Source organism: Curtobacterium sp. MCBA15_012 (genome assembly GCF_001864935.2).
In the GTDB taxonomy this organism is placed as follows: Bacteria; Actinomycetota; Actinomycetes; order Actinomycetales; family Microbacteriaceae; genus Curtobacterium.
Genome location: NZ_CP126267.1, coordinates 581,534 through 603,842 on the forward strand (window position 1 = coordinate 581,534; position 22,309 = coordinate 603,842).

General features: G+C 71.1%; 18 protein-coding genes and 1 pseudogene. 8 read left to right on the forward strand and 11 right to left on the reverse strand.

Annotation, left to right across the window (positions count from 1 at the left end; all coding sequences use genetic code 11):
* Both QOL15_RS02770 and QOL15_RS02775 read left to right on the forward strand, forming a co-directional pair.
* Window positions 1-1,059 carry a YihY/virulence factor BrkB family protein gene (locus tag QOL15_RS02770; protein ID WP_065964758.1) on the forward strand — a complete coding sequence of 353 codons (1,059 nt, stop codon included), beginning with the start codon at window positions 1-3 and terminating at the stop codon, window positions 1,057-1,059.
* A 212-nt stretch (window positions 1,060-1,271) separates the two neighbouring features.
* A complete protein-coding gene (locus QOL15_RS02775) occupies window positions 1,272-1,970 on the forward strand; it encodes an SDR family oxidoreductase (RefSeq protein WP_071248999.1) in 699 nt (232 codons plus the stop codon).
* A 13-nt stretch (window positions 1,971-1,983) separates the two neighbouring features.
* Here QOL15_RS02775 and QOL15_RS02780 read toward each other — a convergent pair whose 3' ends face one another.
* Window positions 1,984-3,564: an ATP-binding cassette domain-containing protein gene (locus tag QOL15_RS02780; protein WP_071248997.1), complete on the reverse strand. Its 1,581-nt coding sequence runs from the start codon at window positions 3,562-3,564 to the stop codon at window positions 1,984-1,986.
* 288 nt (window positions 3,565-3,852) lie between these two features.
* Between QOL15_RS02780 and QOL15_RS02785 the strand changes: the two genes are divergently transcribed.
* Window positions 3,853-4,278, forward strand: a complete 426-nt coding sequence (locus tag QOL15_RS02785) for a DUF3151 domain-containing protein (protein ID WP_065964751.1) — start codon at window positions 3,853-3,855, stop codon at window positions 4,276-4,278.
* 175 nt (window positions 4,279-4,453) lie between these two features.
* On the opposite strand, the gene QOL15_RS02790 is transcribed toward QOL15_RS02785, so the two are convergent.
* The 8 genes and pseudogenes from QOL15_RS02790 to QOL15_RS02820 form a co-directional block, all read right to left on the reverse strand.
* Entirely contained in the window at window positions 4,454-5,449 is a 996-nt protein-coding gene (locus tag QOL15_RS02790; protein ID WP_139197568.1) for a hypothetical protein, read from the reverse strand.
* Complete coding sequence (locus QOL15_RS16650; RefSeq protein WP_139197567.1) at window positions 5,446-6,018, reverse strand: SdpA family antimicrobial peptide system protein; 573 nt, start codon at window positions 6,016-6,018, stop codon at window positions 5,446-5,448. Before QOL15_RS16650 ends, QOL15_RS02790 begins: the two co-directional genes overlap by 4 nt.
* 3 nt (window positions 6,019-6,021) lie before the next feature.
* Window positions 6,022-6,696 (reverse strand): hypothetical protein, encoded by a 675-nt coding sequence (locus QOL15_RS02795; protein ID WP_065964748.1) that lies wholly within the window; start codon window positions 6,694-6,696, stop codon window positions 6,022-6,024.
* 79 nt (window positions 6,697-6,775) lie between these two features.
* Window positions 6,776-7,114 (reverse strand): SdpI family protein, encoded by a 339-nt coding sequence (locus QOL15_RS02800; RefSeq protein WP_083230413.1) that lies wholly within the window; start codon window positions 7,112-7,114, stop codon window positions 6,776-6,778.
* 466 nt (window positions 7,115-7,580) lie between these two features.
* Window positions 7,581-10,697, reverse strand: a complete 3,117-nt coding sequence (locus tag QOL15_RS02805; protein ID WP_083230264.1) for a glycoside hydrolase family 2 TIM barrel-domain containing protein — start codon at window positions 10,695-10,697, stop codon at window positions 7,581-7,583.
* A gap of 2 nt (window positions 10,698-10,699) precedes the next feature.
* Entirely contained in the window at window positions 10,700-11,635 is a 936-nt protein-coding gene (locus QOL15_RS02810; RefSeq protein WP_253181646.1) for a carbohydrate ABC transporter permease, read from the reverse strand.
* Window positions 11,636-11,817: 182 nt separating this feature from the next.
* Window positions 11,818-12,735 (reverse strand): annotated as a pseudogene (locus QOL15_RS02815) (carbohydrate ABC transporter permease); the annotation flags it as partial.
* Window positions 12,732-14,096 (reverse strand): extracellular solute-binding protein, encoded by a 1,365-nt coding sequence (locus tag QOL15_RS02820; protein WP_065962782.1) that lies wholly within the window; start codon window positions 14,094-14,096, stop codon window positions 12,732-12,734. The pseudogene QOL15_RS02815 and the gene QOL15_RS02820, both read right to left, overlap by 4 nt.
* A 372-nt stretch (window positions 14,097-14,468) precedes the next feature.
* Here QOL15_RS02820 and QOL15_RS02825 point away from each other — a divergent pair, with 372 nt between their 5' ends.
* Window positions 14,469-15,626, forward strand: coding sequence for a hypothetical protein (locus QOL15_RS02825; RefSeq protein ID WP_065962780.1), 1,158 nt, complete (start codon window positions 14,469-14,471; stop codon window positions 15,624-15,626).
* A 216-nt stretch (window positions 15,627-15,842) separates the two neighbouring features.
* Here the strand turns inward: QOL15_RS02825 and QOL15_RS02830 are convergent, their stop codons facing one another.
* Entirely contained in the window at window positions 15,843-17,048 is a 1,206-nt protein-coding gene (locus QOL15_RS02830) for an MFS transporter (RefSeq protein WP_071248995.1), read from the reverse strand.
* A gap of 87 nt (window positions 17,049-17,135) precedes the next feature.
* Between QOL15_RS02830 and QOL15_RS02835 the strand changes: the two genes are divergently transcribed.
* Window positions 17,136-17,924 carry a GntR family transcriptional regulator gene (locus QOL15_RS02835; protein ID WP_217637644.1) on the forward strand — a complete coding sequence of 263 codons (789 nt, stop codon included), beginning with the start codon at window positions 17,136-17,138 and terminating at the stop codon, window positions 17,922-17,924.
* Here the strand turns inward: QOL15_RS02835 and QOL15_RS02840 are convergent.
* Window positions 17,911-18,063, reverse strand: a complete 153-nt coding sequence (locus QOL15_RS02840) for a hypothetical protein (RefSeq protein WP_175473136.1) — start codon at window positions 18,061-18,063, stop codon at window positions 17,911-17,913. The genes QOL15_RS02835 and QOL15_RS02840 overlap by 14 nt on opposite strands.
* Window positions 18,064-18,310: 247 nt before the next feature.
* Here QOL15_RS02840 and QOL15_RS02845 point away from each other — a divergent pair, with 247 nt between their 5' ends.
* The 3 genes from QOL15_RS02845 to QOL15_RS02855 all read left to right on the forward strand — a co-directional run bounded on the left by QOL15_RS02845 (window position 18,311) and on the right by QOL15_RS02855 (window position 22,233).
* Window positions 18,311-19,414, forward strand: a complete 1,104-nt coding sequence (locus QOL15_RS02845) for a LacI family DNA-binding transcriptional regulator (RefSeq protein ID WP_071248994.1) — start codon at window positions 18,311-18,313, stop codon at window positions 19,412-19,414.
* Between the two features lie 117 nt (window positions 19,415-19,531).
* The gene (locus QOL15_RS02850) at window positions 19,532-21,256 is read left to right on the forward strand and encodes an ABC transporter substrate-binding protein (protein WP_175473861.1); all 1,725 of its coding nucleotides are present in this window, start codon (window positions 19,532-19,534) and stop codon (window positions 21,254-21,256) included.
* A complete protein-coding gene (locus QOL15_RS02855; protein ID WP_065962774.1) occupies window positions 21,253-22,233 on the forward strand; it encodes an ABC transporter permease in 981 nt (326 codons plus the stop codon). Before QOL15_RS02850 ends, QOL15_RS02855 begins: the two co-directional genes overlap by 4 nt.
* Window positions 22,234-22,309: the final 76 nt, after the last annotated feature.

A 22,309-nucleotide genomic window follows, 5' to 3' on the forward strand; every position in this document is an offset into this window, starting at 1 on the left:
ATGGCGCGCAAGGACCACGACACGGACCGCAACCAGGGCAAGCCGGCGCCGGACGACCCGCGCAAGCCGGACAGCCCGACCGACCTGACGAAGCCGTCGTTCACGTACACGCTGAAGAAGACGCTCCGCGAGTTCACCGGCGACCAGTGCACCGACCTCGCGGCGAGCCTGACGTACTACACGGTCCTCGCCCTGTTCCCGGGCCTGCTGGCGATCGTCTCGATCCTCGGGCTGGTGTCCGATCCGCAGAAGACGATCGAGACGCTCCTCGACGTCGTCCGCAACGTCGGCGGTGGACAGGTCGCCGACCTGCTCCAGGACCCCATCGAGGGTCTCGTCCGTTCGCCCGCGGCCCCGGTCACGTTCATCGTCGGTCTCCTCGGTGCGCTGTGGTCTGCCTCCGGGTTCGTCGGCGCCTTCGGCCGGGCGATGAACCGGATCTACAACGTGCGCGAGGGCCGTCCGATCTGGAAGCTCCGCCCGACCATGCTCGGCGTCACGGTGTTCACCGTCGTGCTGCTCGTGGTCGGCCTGCTCGTGCTGCTCTCCGGGCCCCTGGCGCGCACGTTCGGTGACGTCGTCGGCCTCGGGGACGCAGCCGCGCTCGTGGTCTCGATCGTGCAGTGGCCGATCCTGCTCGCGATCATGATCGTGATCGTCGCGGTGCTGTACTACTGGGCGCCGAACATCCGCCAGTCGAAGTTCAAGTGGGTCAGCGGTGGCGCGCTCGTCGCGATCACGATCTGGGTCGTCGCGAGCGTCGGCTTCGGCTTCTACGTCGGCAACTTCTCGAACTACAACGCCACGTACGGCTCGCTCGGTGGCGTGATCGTCTTCCTGCTGTGGATCTGGATCACGAACAACGCGCTGCTGTTCGGCGCCGAGTTCGACGCCGAGCTCGAGCGTGGGCGCCAGCTGCAGGCCGGCATCCGTGCCGAGGAGGACATCCAGCTCCCCGAGCGCGACACCCGGCAGATCGAGAAGCAGGACGAGCAGCACGCGAAGGACGTCCTCGAGGGCATCCGGATCCGCGAGAGCGCGGGGCGCGAGAAGGACTGACCGGCAGCGGTCGGAGCGGAGGGCGGCGCGGGAGCGTCGCCTTCCGGTCGGGTCGGAGGGCGGCGCGGGAGCGCCACCGTCCGGTCGGGTCGGAGGGCGGCGCGGGTGCGCCGCCCTCCGTCGTTCCTGCACAGGCGGCAGGTCGGGTGGTGCCGTCCACAGCCTGGAGGCGCGGTGCCGGTCCGTCCCACGCCGTCCGTAGGCTCGTGGCCATGACCGACACCGCACCTGCCGCCAGCCGTCCGACCGCACTCGTCACCGGGGCCACCCGGGGGATCGGCCGGGCCATCGCGATCGAGCTCGGCCGCACGCACCACGTCGTCGTCGGCGGCCGGACCGCCGAGGCGGTCGATGCCCTGGTCGCCGAGCTGCCCGACGCCTCGCCGTTCGTGGCCGACCTCGGCGCGGGGGAGACCGCCCCGCTCCCTGAGCGGCTCGACGTGCTCGTGCACTCCGCCGGTGTGGAGCAGGGCACCCGCGTCGGCGACACCCCGCGCGCGGTCTGGGAGCAGGTGTTCGCCACGAACGTGTTCGCCGTCGCCGAGCTCACCCGGCTGGCGCTGCCGGCACTCCGTGCAGCCCGCGGCATCGTCGTCCCGATCAACAGCGGGTCGGGCTTCACGGCGGGCCCCGGCGGCGGTGTGTACGCGGCGTCGAAGTTCGCGCTGCGGGCCTTCGCCGACGCCCTGCGCGAGGAAGAACGGGCGAACGGCGTGCGGGTGTCGAGCGTGCACCCGGGTCGGGTCGACTCGGACATGCAGCGCGCCCTCGTCGAGAAGCTCGGCGAGGAGTACGACACCGACTACTACCTGGCACCCGAGGACGTCGCCGCCGCCGTGCGCACCGTCGTCGACCTGCCGGAGCGGGGGACGATCGAGTCGCTCGCGATCCGGCCGACCCGACGGCGGTAGCGCCGCCCTGGCGTCACGACAGGGCGACCCGACCGGTCAGGTCGAGCCGGTCGAGGAACGCCTCGTCGTGGCTGACGACCACGAGCGCACCCCGGTACGCCCGGAGCGCGGCGACGAGCTGGTCGACGCTCGTCAGGTCGAGGTCGTTCGTCGGTTCGTCCAGCACGAGCAGCTGCGGCGGCGGGTCCGCGAGGACGAGTGTCGCCAGCGCGACCCGGAACCGCTCACCGCCGGACAGGGCCCCGGCGACCCGGTCGACCGTGTCCCCGCGGACCAGGAACCGTGCCAGGCGGTTGCGGACCTCGGCGTCCGGGACGTGCGGTGCCGCCCGTCGCACGTTGTCGAGCACGGTCGCGGTGTCGTCGAGCGTGTCCTTCCGCTGCGGCAGGTACGCCGCCCGGTCCACGAACGACACCGCCGCAGTCCCGGGCAGCGGGTGCTCCCGAGCGCCGGGCGCCCCGACGAGCTGCTCGAGGAGCGTGCTCTTGCCGACGCCGTTGTCCCCGACGACCGCGATCCGCTCCGGACCCTGCACGACCGTCTCGCGCCCGTGCACCGTGAGGGCGGCGATGCGCCGTGCGGCGGGCACGTCCGGGTCGGGGAGCGCCACGTGGATCGCCTCGTCGTCGCGGAGGCGGAGTTCGGCCTCCCGCACGGACGCGAGTGCCCCGGACTCGGCCGACGCGTGCGCGACCCGGAGCCGCCCGGCGGTCTGCTCGGCCTGCTTCCGCAGCTCGTTCGCCAGGATCTTCGGCATCGACCGGCCGGCACGCGCGCCCGCCCTCGCCCGGCGCGCGATCGTCGTCTCCGCCTCGATCCGCTGCCGTTGCTCGGCCCGGTGCCGCTGCTCGGCGACGCGGACCTCGCGCTCGACCGCGGCCTGCTGTACGGCGAGGTGCTCCTCGAACGCGCTGAACGTGCCGCCGAAGACGGTCGCCGTCCCGCCGCGGAGCTCGACCGTCTCGTCGACGTGCTCGAGCAGCTCTCGGTCGTGGCTGACGAGCACGAGGGCCCCGTCCCAGGTGTCGACCAGGTCGAGGAGCGCCGCCCGTGCCCGACGGTCGAGGTCGTTCGTCGGCTCGTCGAGGAACGCGATCGGACGACCGCGGAGCCGGATGCCGGCGACGGCGGCGAGCACGGCCTGGCCACCGGAGAGCGTCGTCGCCGGGCGGTCCAGGTCGTCGCCGTCGAGTCCGGTCCCGGCATCCGCGAGCGCGGCCGCGGCACGCTCCTCGAGGTCCCAGTCGTCGCCGACGACCTCGAACTCCTCGGCGGACGCCGTCCCGGCGAGCACGGCACGCAGCGCGGTGAGCGTCGGACGGATGCCGAGCAGGTCGGCGACGGTGTCGCCGGGGCGGGCGGCGAGCCGCTGCGGCAGCAGGTCGACCGGACCGGTCGTCCGGATGCTGCCCGACGTGGGGTGGAGCTGCCCCGTGACGAGCCGGACCAGCGTGGACTTGCCGGCCCCGTTCCTCCCGACCAGGCCGGTCCGGCCCCGGCCGAAGGCGGTGGTGAGGTGGTCGAGCGCGACGGAGCCGTCGGGCCAGGTGAAGGTGACGTCGTGCAGGACGACGGAGGGGGTCGTTGCGGGCATGGAGGTGCCTCCCGGATCGTGAGCTGGGCGCACGACACCGGACCCGCGGCGACCCGGAGGGGTCGGCGACGCGGATGCGCCCGACGGGGCGCGACGATCACGGTGTCAGCGCGAGGACTGCGCGGTACCGGTGGTCGACTGCACTGCTGCTCTTCCGTCGGGGGACCCCCGTGTCCGCCACCCGTGCCGTCGGTCGGTCTCCCGCCCCGGCAGCCCCGTGGTGACGACGAGGTGACGTCCACCGTACGGGCGGACCCGACCGCAGGCAAGAGGTGACAGGCTGGAGGCATGCCGGAGAACCTGCTGCCGAACCCGACCGCGAACCCCGCGACCCTGCTGCCCGAGGAGCCGGAGGTGACCGCGGCGCTCGCCGCCGACGCCCCCGTGGCGAGCGTCGTCGTGTCGCACCCGTCCTCGAGCCTGGCGTGGGCGCTGCTCGCCGACGAGGCGTGGGAGCGCGGCGCGACCCTGGAGTCCTACGCCTACGCCCGTGTCGGGTACCACCGCGGCCTCGACGCACTGCGGCGGGCCGGCTGGCGCGGTGCCGGGCCGGTGCCGTGGTCGCACGAGCCGAACCGCGGCGTGCTCCGCGCGCTGTTCGCCCTGCGCCGGGCAGCCGAGGCGATCGACGAGCCGGGCGAGCCCGAGCGGCTGACGGACTTCCTCGACCAGAGCGACCCCGAGGCGCTGCGCGCGCTCACCGCGGGGGAGTAGCGCGGGCGCGCTGCCCGCACCGCGCTGCCCGCACCGCGCTGCCCGCACCGCCCGCTGCGGCTGCGCCCGCGCGGCCTTTCGCCGAACCGAAAGCACCTTGCGCCACGGGTTTCCGTGGCGCGAGGTGCCTCCCGTTGTTCACGAGCAAGTCGCGGCGAGGCACCCCGCCGCCCCTTCACTCGTCCGACCGGACTCGTCGAGGGGCAACCAGGAGCGGACGCTCAGGGCGCTTGTCAGGACCAAGAGATCGAGGCTCGGTCCGGCGGAGGGCGCGGCACAGCGCCCAGGGCATTGCGTCTGAAGAGCGCCACGTGATCAGAAGCACGAGGCCGATCATCGAGATTGCGAATGTGACGAGCCCGAGCACCAGAGCGAAGACCAGATGCATGGTGGCGGACAGTGCCAGCGTCATCAGACGGGCGTTCCGACGCCTCGCGGTCAGGACGGAGAACGCGAGGACGTACTCCGTCACGATGACGCCCCAAGTAGCGGCCTGAAGGAGCGGGGCATGGGAAAAGGCGGCCTCGAGCAGGGAGCGAATCTCAGCCCGAGCTCCGAAGTTCGGCTGCTGTAGCCAGAACCAGAGTGCGCTGCCATCAGCCCAGATCGGATGCGTCTGCTTCACTACGGCTGCTTCCAGGTAGACGTACGCCAGTTGCACCTTGAGCGTCACCAGCAGGACTTGACTCGGAATGTGCCGGAGGGCTGGGATACCTGAACTGCGCGGTCGCCACCCGAATGCGCGCCAGTCAGTCGCGCACACCAGTGCAAGCACGGCGGTAACGCTCGCGGTGAGGTAATCGCCACCTTCGATGCCAACTGTGTTGGACGCAAGGGTGAACGCGGCATAAGCATGCAACGGTGCGGCTAGGCCGGGTACAGCGCCTACGAGCGTGGGCAGGCACAGCAGGACGAGCAGCCAGCGGACGACGTCGGCACTGGACGGCTCAGCCAGGCAGAACGCTCCGAGCGCTGCAAGCCCCGTGCAGTTCGACGGTCTCAGCCCCGGCGAGGAGGGATCGTGCAGGAGGACCGACGCATCGTTCACCGCGAGGACAACAACGGTCGAAAGAGCCAGCACCGACCGCGCGACCGATAGCTGCAATCCGTGCGGCGACCTCGCCCAGTAGCGAAGGACTGCGGCGCCGAGCCCTTCTGCGGCGTTGCTCAACTTCCGGTACACAGTACGTGCGCCCTTGTGATGCTTCCCGGTGGCGGAGTGCGGAAGCGAGCGAAGGCAAGCGGAACAGGTGGCTGTCGGATCAGCAGGAGTTCGCCGCAGAGAGCCTTCGATGAGCTGTGCATCGACACTTCCGGATCCCGCGATGTGCGAGTGGGCTCGCAACTGGCGGGTCGCCTCACGTTGCGGCATCGGGACCAGGAAGTGTTGTCGGGGAGACTCTCGAGCAAGTACGAGAGATCTTGGTCAAAGTTGCGTGCGTGTCGCGACAGGCCGTATGCATTGTCGGGCGCGGAGGTCACGTTGCCCTCGTCGATCACCCACCTGCCCTGCCGCAAGTGAGCAACTCGTACGATGTCTTCCCGCGCGTCTCGTGTGAAGAAGCCCCAGCCCTGGCGGAAGATCTGCGCAACGGTGCGAGTGGCGATGCCGTTCCCGGACGGGTCACTGACAGTCTGCGGCGCTTTGTTCCCGAGGAACGAAAGCAGACAGAGAAGGATGCATCCGGTGCAGCTGACGGTGGCAACCAGCACGGTCGTGGCGAGTTTGCGATTGCGCATTCCTCAGGCGAAGAGGGCAGCGAGGCGAGCGGCGACTTCCGTTTCGCGGAGACGAGGGTAGTGCTCCGCGACCTTCGACGGATCCGCAGTCGGAAGGCCTTCAGTCGAGGTTGTCGTCATGCGTGAGTTCCAGACTCCGTTGTTGGTCCAGAGGCCGTTCTGGTTGACCACGATGTTCACGTTCCCAGCAACGTTGAAGTTCACTCCGGCGATCACGGTGCCGACGGCGATGGCCAGGACGAGGGCCGCCGCGCAGACTGTCGGACCACAGACGCGCGCAGAGTCTTCTCGAGCCCCGGCCTTGATCGCCTCCGGGTAGTTCGACTGGAGGGACGAGAAGAAGGCGTCTCGAAGACCGGAGAAACCGTTGAGGACTTCGTACGGATCGCCGGACTGAACCTCGTCGAGAGCCGTGGTGGTCTCGTAGGAAGGGTTGTGGAGGACATCATCGACGATGTGGTCGGTGAATCGCTCGTAGTTCTTCCGGTCATCGGCAGTCAAGCTGTCGGGCAGGCGTACCTCTGTGTCGATCTCGTGTGCCAGCTTGCCCTGACCAAAGATCAGACCGCGCACGATCTGCTCGTCGGTGTACAGCCGCGACTGGGAAGCTGCGGCAGTGGACAAGCCCGCTGCGGCGATGGTGGCACCGAGCGCGACCGTTGCGATGATCTTCTTCATGGCGTCTTCCTGATGGTGACTGGTGAGGGAGAGTGCGTCCGGTCTCGCGAGATGCCGCCGGAGAGGTCGCCGTGAGCGGTCAACGCTCGTCGCAGCGCTGTGCCGCTCGGCTCGCGATGACCGAGCCTGCGACCACCAAGGCCAGACCAGCGACCATCCCGATGAGGACAGCGGCATCTGCGACAGCTTTTGTTGCGAACGCGTTCAACAAGCCCCCGCCCACGAAGCAGAGGCCTGCCCCGTCGAGCCAGAGCCTGGCCGCGCGATGGCCAGCTCGCCATGTCCCGTCCGATTTCATGACCGATCTGATTCGGATGCCGGCTGCGCCGTTCGGCCCGAGTACGCCTCGGGCGGCGAGTTCTGCCACGACGCCGACGACGACTCCGCTGAAAGCGAGGGCAAGCCCGGACAACTCCATGTCCCCAGTGAAACGTGATGTACCATTTGAGTCAAGGCTTCGGTGCCGGATATGTCGCAAGTCGAATGTTGCAGCAGCTGCTGCGCCGGAAGGTGATCCCGAGCGCCCGGGGTCCGCCGTCGATGCGAGACTGCAGCGCAGATGAACCCTCTCGGGGCGTGGTGCGCTTCGAAGCCAAGTGTCAGAATTCGCCGACAGGGGCCGCGGTCCACGCAACTGACTGCCGATCAGTCCCGTGCTCTGCTTCGATGCCGGGCCCTCGGACTCACCTCCGCGAGCGTCGGGCGCTGTGGTGCCGAGCGACTCTGCGGCACAACGGAAAGCACCTCACGCCACGGCGAACCGTGGTGCGAGGTGCTTCCCGTTGTGCGCGAGCAGACCGAACCGCGGAACGGCGCGGCCGCCGCCCGCGGGCGCGGCCCGGCCCCGCGACCGCCCGCGGCCCCGCGCCCGCGGCCCGCCCCCGCTACCCCAGCACCACGCTCCACGAGAACGCCTGCGGCCACAGCTGGTGCTCCGGCAGCACGTCGAGCCCGCACGCCCGCGACCCCAGCCCGTGCTGCGCCGCGTCGAGGTACAGGTACGCGTGGTCCGGCGTGGGCAGCTCGTACGGGTGCATCGCCCGGGTCAGCTGCTGCGCGGTCCACGGCGAGAGCGTGAAGCCCGCCCGGTGCGCCCCGACGGAGGTCACGGTGAACGGCCCCACCGACAGCGCACGCAGGGACGGCCGGTGTCCGGTCTCCTGCGGCATCGAGTACTCGACCCCGAGCGCACGCACCGGCGCCGAGAACCGCCCGACCCGCGCGGCGTGCGACGAGTCGGCGTACGACTCCGCCGGTCCGGTGCCGAACCAGGTCGCCTCGTCGTCGAGCAGTGCCGCGGGCAGGTCGAACCGCACGCCGATCCGGGGCCAGGTGACGTCCCACGCGCCGAACGGCACCGCGTCGGTCTGCAGCAGCAGCCCGGCGTCCGTCAGGGTCCAGCGGTGGGTGACGTCGACGCCCCACCCGCTGTTCGCCGCGGCCACCCGCACACGCTGCTCGAGCCCGTGCTCGGTCCGCGTCACCGCGACGAGCCGGTGCGTCAGCCGGTCGAGGCCGCGCTCGCGCCACCGGGTGGCCGAGGGCGGCGCGGTCGGGTCGCCGACACCCTGGGTGAGCACCGGGTCGGCCGTCTCGTAGCCGCCCTGCGAGGCGAGGCTGTCGTTGTCGGTCGGTGCGCGCCAGAGCTCGAGCCGCGGTCCGGCGACCTCGTGGCCCTTCCAGGACACCAGGTCACCCCGGGCGGTGAAGGTCCCGTCGCCGAGACGGTCGCCCTCCCACCCGGTGCCGGAGGCCCGTGGTACGTCTCCCGGTCGGCTCGCGACGAGCCGCTGGGTGCGTGCGACGACGTGGCCGGTGTCGGCCCACGCGGTCGGCCCCGCCAGCTCCGCGGTCACGTCGAACCACAGTTCGTCGCCGGGGGCGAGTGCTGCGGTGTCGGCCGCGGCGGCGAGGACCTCGTCGGGGACGGGCACCGTGGCCGACTGCCGGGCGGCGACCACCCCGGGCGCGAACCGGCCCGACGACTCCACGACGCCGTTCCGGCTGAGCGTCCAGCAGAACCGCAGTCCGGCGGTCGACGCCGAGTGGAAGCGGTTCTCGACGAGCAGCGTGGTGTCGGACACCGAGAACCGGATCGGCGCGACGACCGCGGCGAACTCGGCCAGACCCGGGGTCGGGGTGTCGTCGGGCAGCACGAGACCGTCCATCACGAAGTTGCCGTCGTGCACGACCTCGCCGAAGTCACCGCCGTACGCGTAGTAGTCCTCGCCTGACGCGGTCCGGGCGAGCAGCCCGTGGTCGCGCCACTCCCACACGAAACCGCCGTGCAGGCGCGGGTACTTGTCGACGAGCGCCTCGTACTCGGCGATCTGCCCCGGGCCGTTGCCCATCGCGTGCACGTACTCGCAGTGCAGGAACGGCTTCGACCGCTGTCGGGCGGCCTCGGCGGGACCGCAGCCGAGCAGCGGGGTCGCGGGGCCGCCGCCGATCGACTCGGTCTCCTGCAGCGTCGGGTACATCCGCGAGTACACGTCGGTGTAGGCGCCCGTGTAGTCGCCCTCGTAGTGCACGGGCCGCTCGTCGTCGCGGTCGTGCACCCACTGCGCCATCGCGGCGAGGTTCCGCCCGGTGCCGGACTCGTTGCCGAGCGACCACATGACGATGGACGCGTGGTTCTTGTCCCGCTCGACCGTGCGGGCGATCCGGTCCAGGTAGGCGTCGCGCCACGCGGGGTCGTCGGAGGGGTTGCCGACCCAGTCGGTGAACAGGAAGCCGTGCGTCTCGAGGTCGCACTCGAGCACGACCCAGAACCCGAGCTCGTCGGCCAGGTCGAGCACGCGGGGGTGCGGCGGGTAGTGCGAGGTGCGGATCGCGTTGACGTTGTTCCGCTTCATGAGCGCCATGTCCGCGCGGGCGTGCTCCTCGTCGAACACCCGGCCGCGGACGGGGTGGGTCTCGTGCCGGTTCACACCGTGGAAGACCACGCGCTCGCCGTTCACCAGGAACCGGTCGCCGACGATCTGCACCGTGCGGAAGCCGAGGCGCAGCGACACGGTCTCGCCGCCCGTCCGCCCGCCGGCCGCGGTGCCGGTGGACACCTGGGCGTCGTACAGCCGCGGGAGCTCGGCGCTCCACGGCTCGACGCCCTCGACCGTGATCGGTGCGACGTCGTCGGCGGTGGCCCACGTGACGTCGACGTCGAGCGAGGGCACGGTGAACCGCACCGGGAACGCCGCGTCGAGCGTCGGGAACGTGATGGTGCCGGTCCCGGTCGACGGACGGCCCGAGGCGGCGGTGCCGGCGGTGGCGGCGTCCCCGAGCGTCGCGGTCCAGCCGGCGCGCACGAAGACGTCGTCGACGGGCGCGGTCGGCCGGGCGAGCAGCGTGACCGACCGGAAGATGCCCGGCAGCCACCACTGGTCCTGGTCCTCGAGGTACGAGGCCGCACTCCACTGGTGCACGCGGACGAGCAGCTCGTTCTCGCCCGGCACCAGCAGTGCGGTCACGTCGAACTCGGTGGCCAGGCGCGACCCGGTCGACCACCCGACGAGCTCGCCGTTCAGCCACACCCGGACGTGCGACTCGACCCCGTCGAACCGGAGCAGCACCCGGTCGGCCGCGTCGAACGACGACGGCAACGAGAACGTTCGGCGGTGGTCACCGGTGGGGTTCTCCTCCGGCGGGTGCGGCGGGTCGATGGGGAACGGGTACTGCAGGTTCGTGTAGCTCGGCGCACCGTGTCCGTGCAGGACCCAGTGCGACGGGACGGGGATGCTGCCCCACTCGTCCTCCACCCCCGACGACGCTCCGGACGGCGCCGAGGCCACCCCCGGCACCGGGACGTCCGCGACCGGCGACCACCGGAAGTCCCACTCCCCGTCGAGCGACAGGGACGGGGCGTCGGTGTGGAGCCACGCCCTCGGGGCGAGCCGGGTGTCCGAACCCGGTGCCGTCGAGGCGAGTTCGGCGAGCGCGGTCGCGGCGGGGTCGGAGGCGGCTGCCTCCGGGGCGGAGTGGGTGGAGGACGAGTGAGCAGCGATGGTCAACCCTTGACCGATCCTTCCGTGAGGCCCCCGCGCCAGAAGCGCTGCAGGACGATGATGGCGATGACGAGCGGGATGACCGAGACGAGCACCCCGCCGGTGGTGAGCTGGTAGAACTCGGGCAACCGGTCCACCTGCGCGCGCCAGTTGTTCAGCCCCAGTGTGATCGGGTACAGCTTCTGGTCTGCCAGCATGATGAGCGGCAGGAAGAAGTTGTTCCAGATCCCGACCACCTGGAACAGGAACACCGTGACGAGCGCCGGCGTCAGCTGGCGGAGCACGATCGTGTGGAAGATCCGCATCTCGCCGGCGCCGTCGATGCGCGCCTGCTCGAGGAGTGCCGTGTCCACCGATGCCGACGCGTACACCCGGCACAGGAACAGGCCGAACGGCGACACCAGGCTCGGGATGAGCACGCTCCAGTACGTGTCGGTCAGGCCCATGGTCGAGAACAGCAGGAACAGCGGCAGCGCCGTCGCGGTCCCCGGCACGAGCACACCGCCGAGGATCGTGCCGAACACGAGCTGGCGGCCGCGGAACTCGTACTTCGCCAGGGCGTACCCGCCAGCCGCGGCGAAGTAGGTCGCGAGGACCGCGCCGACGCCGGAGTAGAGGACGCTGTTCGCGATCCACCGGACGAAGATGCCGCCGTCGTACGAGAACACCTGCTGGATGTTGCTGAACAGGGCGAACTCGCCGCCGAACCAGAACCCGTTCGTCGCGAACAGCGCGCCGGTCGTCTTCGTGGCGGCGATCACGACCCAGTACAGCGGCACCAGGAAGTAGACCGCGACGATCACCAGGATGGCGGTGACGACGATCTGCGAGGTCGGGGTCCGGTCGAGCTTGCGCCGCTGGTGCGCGGTGATCGACGTGGTGTCGACCGGGAGGGCGTTCTGCTTCGTCGCAGGTGCCTCGATCGCTTCGCTGGTCATGCTTCCGCCCCCTTGCGGTCAGCCGGGAGGCCCGTGGCGGCTCCCGTGGTCGTGCTGCGGTGGGCGACGCCGGTCGCCGGGCGGGTGGGCCCGCCGGTGGTACCGCGCGTCTGGAGGGCGCGCCGCGCCTCCCGGCCGTCACGCTTCGCGCGACGGTCCTGGTCGCGTTCGTGCTTCGGCGGACGGTTCGTCAGGGCGAGGAACGCGAACGACAGGACGAACGCGGCCAACGCGATGATCACGGCCTGCGCACTCGCGACGCCGTACTCGTTGAAGGCGAACGCGTTCGTGTAGGCGGCGTAGTTCGGCGTGTACTCGGTGTCGATCGCCGGGGCGACCGTGGACAGGATCTGCGGCTCGGCGAAGAGCTGCAGCGTGCCGATGATCGAGAACACCGTCGTGAGGACGAGTGCCGGGGCGATGAGCGGGATCTGGATCCGCCAGGCGACCTGGAAGGGGCCGGCGCCGTCCATCTTGGCAGCCTCGTAGACCTCACCGGGGATGGACTTCAGCTGCGCCACGATGATGAGCATGTTGTAGCCCGTGTAGGTCCACGTGACGATGTTCGCGATCGACCACAGCACGCTGTTCGCGCCGAGGAAGTCCGGCTGCAGCCCCACCGCCTGGAGCAGGTCGATGATCGGGGACAGGCCGGGCACGTACAGGAACGACCACAGGATCGTCGCGATGACGCCCGGGACGCCGTACGGCATGAAGTAGACCGCGCGGAAGAACGCCGGCCAGCGGGCGCTCGCCGACTCGAGCAGGAGCGCGAGGATCGTGCACGCGATGATCATCACCGGCACCTGCACGATGCCGAACAGGAGCATGCGGCCGATCGACGCGACGAACCCGGAGTCCTGCAGCGCGATCGCGTAGTTGTCGAAGCCGGCGAAGCGGCCGGTGACGCCGTCCTCGCCGAAGAGCCCCTCGCGGTCGACGGTGGTGAAGCTCTGGAACAGCGCGCTGATGATCGGGATGATGAACGTCAGGACGAACAGCGCGAGGAACGGGGCGAGGAGGATCCACGGGGCGCGCTTCTGGGCGCTCGTGGCCCTGGTGCTCGTGCGGTAGCCGGAGCGCGGCTGGGTGGCGGTCATCGTGCCGTCCTCACGCTGAGGCCCTTGTCCTTGAAGGACTGGACGATCTCCCGCTGGGCGAGCTCGACGGCGTCGGTCAGCTTCAGGCCGCCGGTGAGCTTGCGCCGGAACTGGTTCTGCAGGCTCGTGAACGCCGACTGGGTCACGGGGGACCACGACCAGTCGATGTTCTGCTCCTTCGCCGCGGGGGCGAAGACCTCCTCGTTGTAGTCCTGCCCGGAGAACCACGCGCTCGGTTGCTGGCGCGCTGCTCCGATGTAGTCCTTCGCGGGGGACCACCCGATGCCGCAGTACTTGATCATCGCGTCGATGCCCTCCTTCGACGTGGTCATCCAGGTGATGAACTCGAGCGCCTCCTTCGGGTGCTTCGCGTTCGCCAGGACCGCGGCGCTCGAGCCGCCGATCGCGCTCGAGCCGAACCCGGACGCGTCCCACTTCTGCATCGGCGCGACCTTCCACTTGCCCTCGCCGCCCTGGATGGACTGGATGAGGGCGTCGCCCCAGCTCGCGCTCGTGACGGCGGCGATCCGACCGTTCGCGCACGCGGCGTACCAGCCGGGGGTGTAGGCGCCGGCCGAGGTGTCGACGAGCCCGTCGTCGATGCAGCCGTCGAAGAACGCGGCGACCCGCAGCGTGGCGTCGTCGGTCATGTCGATCACCCACTCGTCGCCGTCGACCTTGAACCACCGCGCGCCGGCCTGCTGGGCGTACGCGGCGAAGGGCGACGCGTCGGCGACCGGGAACACCTCGAGGTAGTTCTGCTTGCCGGTCTTCCGGACCTTGTCGGCCAGGACCTTCCACTCGTCCCACGTCGTCGGGGGTTCGCCGCCGGCCTGCTCGAGGATCGCGGTCTGGTAGTAGAAGCCCATCGGACCGGTGTCCTGGGGGATGCCGTAGACGCCGTCGACGAACTCGACCTGGGCCCAGGCGGCGTCGTCGTACTTCGACCGGAGGTCCTTCGCGCCGTAGCGGGCCAGGTCCACCAGGCCGTTCGCGAGCATGAACTCGGGGATCTGGCGGAGCTCGACCTGCCCGATGTCCGGACCGCCGCCGGCCGCGAGCGCGGAGTACATCTTCTGGTACCCGCCGCTGTTGCCGCCGGGGATCCAGTTCGCGGTGACCTGGATGCGGGGGTTCTTCGCGTTCCAGACGTCGCAGACCTTCTGCAGGTCCTTGAGCCACGCCCAGTACGTGATCTGCACGGTCTCGCCACCGGCCGCAGCCGGGATCACCGCCGCCTTGTTCACGTTGGTCGAACCCGGGACGGCACAGCCGGCGAGCAAGCCCGCCGCAGCCGTGCCGAGCCCGAGGCTGAGCAGGTTTCTTCTCGACAGCTGTCGTCCAGATGGTGTTGGCGTCATTGCCTGAGCTCCGGTTCGTCGTCGGATCGGGTTCTCCGCCAGTAGAGCACGGAACCGAGCGCCGCTGTGTTTTCACGAAGGCGTTCACGGCTTTTCACGGCTGGTCGTTACCTGGGCCGGTAGGGGCGGCGGGAGGCGCGCCGGTCGGTGGTCGGTGGTCGGTTGTTGCTGGTTGCTGGTTGCTGGTTGCTGGTTACGGGTCGCTGGTTACTGGTCGCTGGTCGCTGGTCGCTGGTCGGCGGTCGCACGGAGCCGCCTCGGCTGGGTGTCGGCTCCGAGCCGTGGGCACGCCCGGCCGGGCAGGGGGATGGTGGACCGCACACGACACGTCGGGGTTCGTGACGCCCCGGCGCACCGCCGAGAGGAGCTGTCATGACGTCCACCAACGCGACGAGCGAACTGCACGGGATCCTGGGGGAGCGGCTGGAGGGCGGTGGCACGTGGGCGTGGGCCTACGCCGACGTGTCCGGCAACGTCGAGGACCCGCGGCGGCAGGCGGCCCTGAAGCTCCGGGCGGTCGAGGAGTCCCTGCGTGCCCAGGGCGCGAGCGCCGACGTGGTGGACACGATCGCCGCCGAGTTCGAGCAGGAACCGGGCGTCCCGTCGCCGGTGGCCCGGTACGTGCTCGTCCACGACGGCGAGCTCGTCCTCAGCGAGGTGCTCCCCGGGCACCTGCACGGTGCCGAGGCGATCGGTGTCGGGGCCGTGCCCGACCTCGTGCCGCTCGTCGCGCACCGCCCGATCGACCTGCCGTTCCTGGTCGTGCACGTCACCCGTGAGGGCGGCACCCTCCGCGCCTACCGCCTCGGCCACGCCCCGTCGGTCGTCGACGAGCAGCAGGTGCAGGGCCGCACCGACACCCTGCACTACGCGAAGGCCGGGACCGGGTGGAAGCAGCCGCACTGGCAGGCCCACACCGAGGAGATCTGGAAGCAGACCTCGGCCGAGGTCGCCGGGGCCGTGGACGAGGCCGTCCGCCGCCTGCGCCCCGGGCTCGTCGTCGTCGCGGGGGACGTCACCGCGCGGGAGCTGCTCGTCAAGGCGCTCTCCACCGAGGCGCGTGCGCTCGTCACCACCGTGCCCGTCGACCCGCGGTCGGACGACGCGGCGCGGCAGGCGTTCGTCGAGCACGTCGAGATCGCCCTCGCCCGGGTGATCGCCACCCGCCGGCACGACCTCGAGGACCTGCTCCGCACGCACGTCGGCCGCGGCGACAACCTCGCGGTGACCGGACTCGGCTCCGTGGTGTCCGCACTGCAGCAGGCGCAGGGGTCGGTCGTGGCGCTCGACGCCGTCGCGGTCGGGGACCGCACGCTCCTGGCGCTCGCCGGCGCCCCGTGGGTCGCGACCGCACCGGAGCAGGCCGCCGGGACGCCCGTGGTCGGTGCGGTACCCGCCGTGTGCGCGCTCGTGCGGGCGGCGGTGCTCACGGACGCCGAGCTCGTGCTCGTGAACGCGGCGTCGCTGCCCGGCGGTGCCGCGGCCGCTGCGCTCCTGCGCTGGCCGGTCGGCCCCGCCGTCCCGGCCTGACGCCCGCTGTCCTGCCGCCCCGCTGTCCTGCCGGCCCGGCGGCACCGAGCGTGCCGTTTCCGTCACACTCGGCGCCGCCGGGCGACCGCCCGTGCCCGCCCGGCGGGACGCCGACGGCATGTCCTGCGCACTCGGCCCTCGTCGGTTGCCCGGTTGCCCGGTTGCCCGGTCGCCCGGTCGCCCGTCCCCGTCCGATCGGTGGCCGGTGCGGGCGCGTCAGTCGTGCGAGCGGTCCGTGCGCGGCACCAACGGCAGCGCGAGCAGGGGCAGCACGGCGACGATCCCGAACGACGCCGCGAACCCGAGCGCCCCGACGAGCGCGCCGACACCCGGGCCCACGGCGCTCGCCGCGAGGAACTGCCCGGTGTTCTGCGTCCCGAGCGCCCGGCCCGACCACGCGGGACCGGCCGCCTCGGCGACGGAGGTGTACGCCAACCCGTTGTCCGCCACGGTCACGCTCGTGGCGACGAGCAGGAACACGGCCGCCGCCGCCCAGTGCGACACGTCGACGAGCGCCATCACCCCCATCACCACCGCTGCCGACACCGCGACCACCCGGAGCGGTCCGACGCGTGAGCCCGCACGGTCGCTCCACGCCCCGACGAGGATCCGCCCGACCGCCCCGACGAACTGGGACGCCCCGACGAGGAGCCCCGCCGCGGGGGTCGACCACCCGAGCCCGACGAGCCACACCAGCCCGTAGGTCGACAGCGTGAACTGGGGCACCACGAGCAGCACCGACACCGCGTGCAGCCGCCACAGGAACCCGGACGACCGGTACGGGTTCGCCGACGCCTCCGATCGCAGGCCGGGCCCCGCACCGAGCGGATGCGCCGGTGCCGCGGCTCGTGCGGGTCGCGGCGGGTCGACGATCCCCACGGCGCACAGCACGGTGAGCACGGCGCACAGGACGAACGGCAGCACGAGCGCGGCCCGGATGCCTGACCCCTCCGGGAGCTGCGGGACGGTGACCGCCGCGAGGGTCACCCCGAGCGGCTGCGACATCTGCCGGATGCCCATCGCCAGGCCGCGCCGCTCCTTCGGGAACCACCCGACCACGACCCGGCCGCTGGCGGCGTTCGTGGACGCGCTCGTCATCCCGGCCGCGAGGAACGCCGCCCCGAGCAGCACGGGGTCGCCCGCGGACAGCCAGGCCGCCACGACGGTGAGCGTGGTGAGCGCGAGGCCGCCGGCGATCACGACCCGTTCGCCGACCCGGTCGGTCACCGCGCCCCAGGCGATGAGCGTGAGCACGAGGCCGACCGTCGGCGCCGCCGCGAACAGTCCGGCGGAGGCGAGTGGCATGCCCTGCGCGAGCAGGTGCGGGATGAGGAGCGCCGGCGCCGAGACCACGAGGGTGCCCGCGGCCTGTGCGGCGACCCCGAGGGCGAGCATCGTCCATGCGCGGCGGGGTGTGGTCATCGGTGCAGCCTGTCGTTCCGGGGCGGTACCAGTCGGTACACCGCGACGGTATACCAATCGTGGCGGAACGCACTAGGCTCGTCTGCCGTGACCGACACCGATGCAACGACGGCCGACGCGGCGACGTCCGACGCCGCCCCGGTGTCCCAGACGACCCAGCTCTACGACAACCTGCGCGAGGCCATCCTCACCCTCGACATCGCCCCGGGCGAGCGCATCTCCGAGCGTGGGCTCGAGGGGCGCTTCCACGCCTCGCGGACCCCGGTGCGGGCGGCCCTGTCGCGGCTCGAGCGCGAGGGACTCATCCTGCACGAGGGTCGCTCGTGGACGGTGACGCCGATCGACCTCGACGAGATCGCCTCGCTCGCCGAACTCCGTGGCGTGCTCGAGCCCGCGGCCGCGCGTCTGGCGGTCGAGCGTGCCTCGGCAGACCAGCTCGACGAGGTCCGCGCGCACCTCGACCAGCTCCGCAGCACACCGGACCGCGAGGCCGGCATCCGCATGGGCTCGACGTTCCACCTCGACCTCGCCGCGCTGGGCGGCAACCGGTTCGTCACCGACGCCATCGCCGACGCGCTCACGCGGCTCGAGCGCACGCGCTGGATCGAGGTCCGCACCGCCGAGGCCCGCGAGGCCGCGTGGGAGGAGCACAGCGCGATCCTCGACGCGGTCCGCGCGGGCGACGCCGACCGTGCCGCCGAGATGCTCGCGGCGCACGTCGCCGGGACGAACGAGCGGCTCCTGACGTTCATCGCCCAGGAGCGGCGCCGTCTGCGGGGCGCGGGCATGGCGATCATCGGCTCCGCGCTGGAGACCGAGACGGTTCCCGGGGCGGGAGCCGACCCGGAGGCCCCGCCGTCGCTCAGGGACCGCTGACCGAGTCCGTCCCCTCGAGGTCCTCCACGGCCCACGCGGCACCGTGGTCGGATCGGTCGAGCAGCGCGTCGCGCACCTCGGCCTCGTCCGTGGTGAGGCGGATGGCGTGCTTGCTGCCGGAACGCGTCGACTGTGACATGTTTCCTCCTGTGTGCGTGGGCATCGGGTGGTGCAGGCCCCCGGCCTGCTGATGCGCTTCCTCACGGGACGTACTGAGGTCGCATCAGTGTGCCGCGCCCTGTCCGCGGAGCGCAAGCACTTCCGGCCACCTGTGGACGCAGGCGCTTCCGCCCACCTGTGGAGGAGCCGCCGCCGCGGCCGTGCCTAGGATGGTCCGTCCGCGCAGGGGCGCGGCTCGGTCACGGAGGACGGACGGGAGGCGCGGCATGGGTCCGCAGCGCACGGCGCCGCCCACGGTCTACGACGTCGCGTCCGAGGCCGGCGTCTCGATCGCCACGGTCTCGCGCGTGCTCCGCACGCCCGACGCGGTCCGCGAGGGCACCCGCGACCGGGTCCAGGCGGCGATCCGCACGCTCGGCTACGTCCCGTCCGGCAACGCCCGAGCCCTGGCCGGCAAGCGGACCGGCGTGGTCGGTCTCCTGCTGCCCGGGTTCGACGTCGTGCCGGACGAACGGCCCGACCTCGTCACCGACGGCGGCGTGCGCGTGGTCGACGACCGGCGGCACGTCACGCAGCCGACCGCGTCCGCCCTGTACTTCGACGAGGTCCTCCGCGGCGCCGAGGTCGAGGCGTGGCAGCGGGGGCTCGCGCTCATGGTCGCCGCCGGGCGTGGACCGTCCCGCGACGTCGTCGTGAACGACGTCGCCGGTCGGGTCGACGGGCTCGCGGTCATGGCCCAGACAGTGCCGGACGAGCTGCTCGACCACGTCGCCCGCCGGATCCCGGTCGTGGTGCTCGCCGACGACCGGCGTTCGCACGGCTTCGACTCGGTGAGCGTCGACAACACCGCCGGCATGCGCACGGTCGCGTCGCACGTCATCGGCCGGCTCGGCATCCGGTCGCTCGCCTACCTCGCCGGACCGATCGACTCGCCGGACGACATCGAGCGGTCGGCGGGCTTCCGGCAGGCCCTGGCCGACCACGACCTGCCCGCGTCCTCGGTGCGCGTCGTGCACGGTGACTTCGGGCGGGTGCGGGCGCGGGAACTCGCGGTCGGGCTGCTCGACGGACCCGAGGTGCCGCGCGCGATCGTCTGCTCGAACGACCAGTCGGCGCTCGGTGTGCTCGACGCGGCGGCGGCGCGGGGCGTACGGGTCCCCGACGAACTCGTCGTCACGGGGTTCGACGGCATCGACGCGGGACGGTTCTCGTCGCCCCGCCTGACGACCGTGCACCAGCCGATGGCCGAGCTCGGTCGTGCTGCGGTCCGCGCGATCGTGGACCGCCTGGAGCACCGCGACGGACCACCGCGCGCCGTGCGACTGCCGGTCGAGGTCCTGCTGCGCGAGAGCTGCCCGCCGTCCGTCTGAGGGGCGTCCGCGCCGCACGCGCCGTGTCGCCCCGGGAAACAACGCGCTCGCTTGCATCGCGCCATGTAAGCGCATACATTGACCACGTACCCACTCGACACGGAGGTCGACCGAGCAATGACGCTTCCCCCACAGCGCCGCCGCCGTCGCGGACGCCTGACGGCCGCGCTCGCCGGCATCGCCGTCGTGGCCCTCGCCGCCACCGGCTGCAGCATCCAGGTCCGGTCCCAACCGGACCCGAGCATCGGCAAGGACACGATGCTCATCAACGCGGACCGCGGCAACCCGCTGTTCGACCGCAACTTCAACCCGTACATCTCGAACGCCCGCACCGCGAGCAAGTGGATGTACGAGCCGCTCATCGAGATCAACCCGCTCGACGGCAAGGGCACCCCGTGGCTCGCGAGCTCCTGGGACCTCCCGGACGCGCGGACGATCGACATGACGATCCGGAAGGGCGTCGAGTGGTCCGACGGCACGCCCTTCAGCGCGAAGGACGTCGTCTTCACGTTCGACCTGCTCAAGAAGTTCCCCGCGATGGACGTCAAGGGCGCCTGGCAGCACATCGACCGCATCGAGCGGGACGGTGACCACGTCGTCTTCCACCTCAAGGGAGAGGACGTGCCGAGCCTCAACATCATCGGCGCGACGTACATCCTCGGCGAGCGGCACTACGGCGGGGTGAAGGACCCCGTCACGTGGCGCGACCCGAACCCGGTCGGCACCGGCCCGTTCGTGCTCGGCAACTACTCCGACCAGCAGTACTCGATGGACAAGAACCCGCGGTACTGGCAGGCCGACAAGATCGCGATCGAGCACCTCGTCCTGCCGGCGACGAACACGCAGCTCGACACCGTCACACGCGGCTACGACTGGGCGTACTCGTTCATCTCCGACGTCAAGGGCACCTGGGGCGCGGCCGCCGACACCAACAAGTGGTGGTTCCCGGCCGGCGGCGTCATCGGCCTCATCCCGAACCTGACGAAGGCGCCGTACGACGACGTCAACGTCCGCAAGGGCATCTCGTACGCGCTGAACCGCGACGACATCGCCGAGACGGCGTCCGAGGGCAACCTCAGCGCCGCGGGGCAGACCGGCCTGATCCTGCCGAACCAGGAGCAGTTCCTCGACCCGTCGATCCCGGACAAGGGCCTGATCACGCAGGACACCGAACGGTCCCTCGCCGAGTTCGCGAAGTCCGGCTACACCCAGCAGGGCGGCAAGCTCGTCAAGGACGGCAAGCAGCTCGAGATCAACCTGATGACCGCGAACGGGTACTCGGACTGGCTCCGCGCCGCCCAGCAGGTCCAGCGCGACCTCGGGAAGATCGGCATCAAGGTGAACCTGCAGGCGCCGCAGCCCGCCGGGTACCAGCAGAACATCAACAACGGCAAGTTCGACATGGCGATGGGCGGCATGGGCAACGGCGACGTGTTCCAGGCCTACAACTCGCTGCTGTCGAGCGACTTCTACCAGCCGGTCGGCAAGTCGACGGTGAACAACTACGAGCGCTACCGCGACGCGGACACCCAGAAGCTCCTCGACGAGTACCGGGGCACGACCGACCGGGCCGAGCAACAGCGGATCCTCGACCAGCTGCAGCGGATCGTGTACGACGAACTGCCCGTGATCGGCATGTACTACGGCGGACTCTGGGGACTGTTCAGCGACGCGAAGTTCGTCGGCTGGCCGAGTGCCGAGGACCCGTACATGGCGCCGCAGAACTACGACTCCGCCCCGCTGCTCATCTTCACGAAGCTCCGGCTCCGTGACAGCGCGGCCGGCAAGGCGATCCTCGACGAACAGCGCCAGAAGACGCAGCAGACGGAGGCAGGCAAGTGAAGTACGTCCTCCAGAAACTCGTCCTCTTCGTCCTCACCCTGTGGGCCGCGGTCACGCTGAACTTCGTGCTCCCGCGCCTCATGCCGGGCAGCCCCTCGGACGCCGCACTCGCCAAGCTCAGCCAGAACGGTCCCGTCACCGACGCGACCAAGAAGGCCATCGAGGCCCAGCTCGGCGTCCCCAGCGGCAACCTCTGGGACCAGTACGTCAGCTACCTGCACCAGGTCGTCACCCTCGACTTCGGCACGAGCTACACGTTCTACCCGCAGCCCGTCGGTGACCTCGTCGGCCGGGCCCTGCCGTACACGCTCGTCCTCGTCGGCACGGTCACGATCCTCGCGTTCGTGATCGGCACGCTGATCGGCGTCGCGGCGGCCTGGAAGCGCGGCACCTGGCTCGACTCGCTCCCGACGCTCTCGGGCTCGTTCATGTCGACGTTCCCGTACTTCTGGACGGCGCTCCTGCTGCTGTTCTTCCTCGGCTACGTCCTGCACTGGTTCCCGACCACCGGGGCGTCCTCGGCGACGAGCACCCCCGGTTGGAACGGCGAGTACGTCGGCGACGTGCTCCGGCACGCGATCCTCCCGGCGGTGACGATCCTGGTCACGAGCCTCGGCGGCTGGATCATCGGCATGCGCAACGCCATGATCAACACCCTCGGCGACGACTACGTCACCTTCGCCGAGGCGAACGGTCTCCGCGGCCGCACGGTCGCGATCCGGTACGCCGCACGGAACGCGATCCTGCCGAACCTGACCGGCTTCGGCCTGGCCCTCGGCGGTGTCGTCGGCGGCTCGGTCCTGGTCGAGCAGGTGTTCGGCTACCCGGGCATCGGCTACCTGCTGTTCAACGCCGTGATCGGGCAGGACTACCCGCTCATGCAGGCCCTCTTCCTGATGATCACCGTGTCGGTGCTCATCGCCAACTTCATCGTGGACGTCCTGTACGGCGTCCTGGACCCGAGGACGCGCCGATGACCAACAACCTCACGAAGGCGGCGTGCTGCGCCGACGACAACCACCCGAGGACGCGCCGATGACCAACAACCTCACG

Excerpts from the sequence above, each read along its gene's own strand:
- QOL15_RS02770 (WP_065964758.1), top strand. The coding sequence starts at position 1 with ATGGCGCGCAAGGACCACGACACGGACCGCAACCAGGGCAAGCCGGCG.
- QOL15_RS02775 (WP_071248999.1), top strand. The coding sequence starts at position 1,272 with ATGACCGACACCGCACCTGCCGCCAGCCGTCCGACCGCACTCGTCACC.
- QOL15_RS02780 (WP_071248997.1), bottom strand. The coding sequence starts at position 3,564 with ATGCCCGCAACGACCCCCTCCGTCGTCCTGCACGACGTCACCTTCACC.
- QOL15_RS02785 (WP_065964751.1), top strand. The coding sequence starts at position 3,853 with ATGCCGGAGAACCTGCTGCCGAACCCGACCGCGAACCCCGCGACCCTG.
- QOL15_RS16650 (WP_139197567.1), bottom strand. The coding sequence starts at position 6,018 with ATGCGCAATCGCAAACTCGCCACGACCGTGCTGGTTGCCACCGTCAGC.
- QOL15_RS02795 (WP_065964748.1), bottom strand. The coding sequence starts at position 6,696 with ATGAAGAAGATCATCGCAACGGTCGCGCTCGGTGCCACCATCGCCGCA.
- QOL15_RS02800 (WP_083230413.1), bottom strand. The coding sequence starts at position 7,114 with ATGGAGTTGTCCGGGCTTGCCCTCGCTTTCAGCGGAGTCGTCGTCGGC.
- QOL15_RS02810 (WP_253181646.1), bottom strand. The coding sequence starts at position 11,635 with ATGACCAGCGAAGCGATCGAGGCACCTGCGACGAAGCAGAACGCCCTC.
- QOL15_RS02820 (WP_065962782.1), bottom strand. The coding sequence starts at position 14,096 with ATGACGCCAACACCATCTGGACGACAGCTGTCGAGAAGAAACCTGCTC.
- QOL15_RS02825 (WP_065962780.1), top strand. The coding sequence starts at position 14,469 with ATGACGTCCACCAACGCGACGAGCGAACTGCACGGGATCCTGGGGGAG.
- QOL15_RS02830 (WP_071248995.1), bottom strand. The coding sequence starts at position 17,048 with ATGACCACACCCCGCCGCGCATGGACGATGCTCGCCCTCGGGGTCGCC.
- QOL15_RS02840 (WP_175473136.1), bottom strand. The coding sequence starts at position 18,063 with ATGTCACAGTCGACGCGTTCCGGCAGCAAGCACGCCATCCGCCTCACC.
- QOL15_RS02845 (WP_071248994.1), top strand. The coding sequence starts at position 18,311 with ATGGGTCCGCAGCGCACGGCGCCGCCCACGGTCTACGACGTCGCGTCC.
- QOL15_RS02850 (WP_175473861.1), top strand. The coding sequence starts at position 19,532 with ATGACGCTTCCCCCACAGCGCCGCCGCCGTCGCGGACGCCTGACGGCC.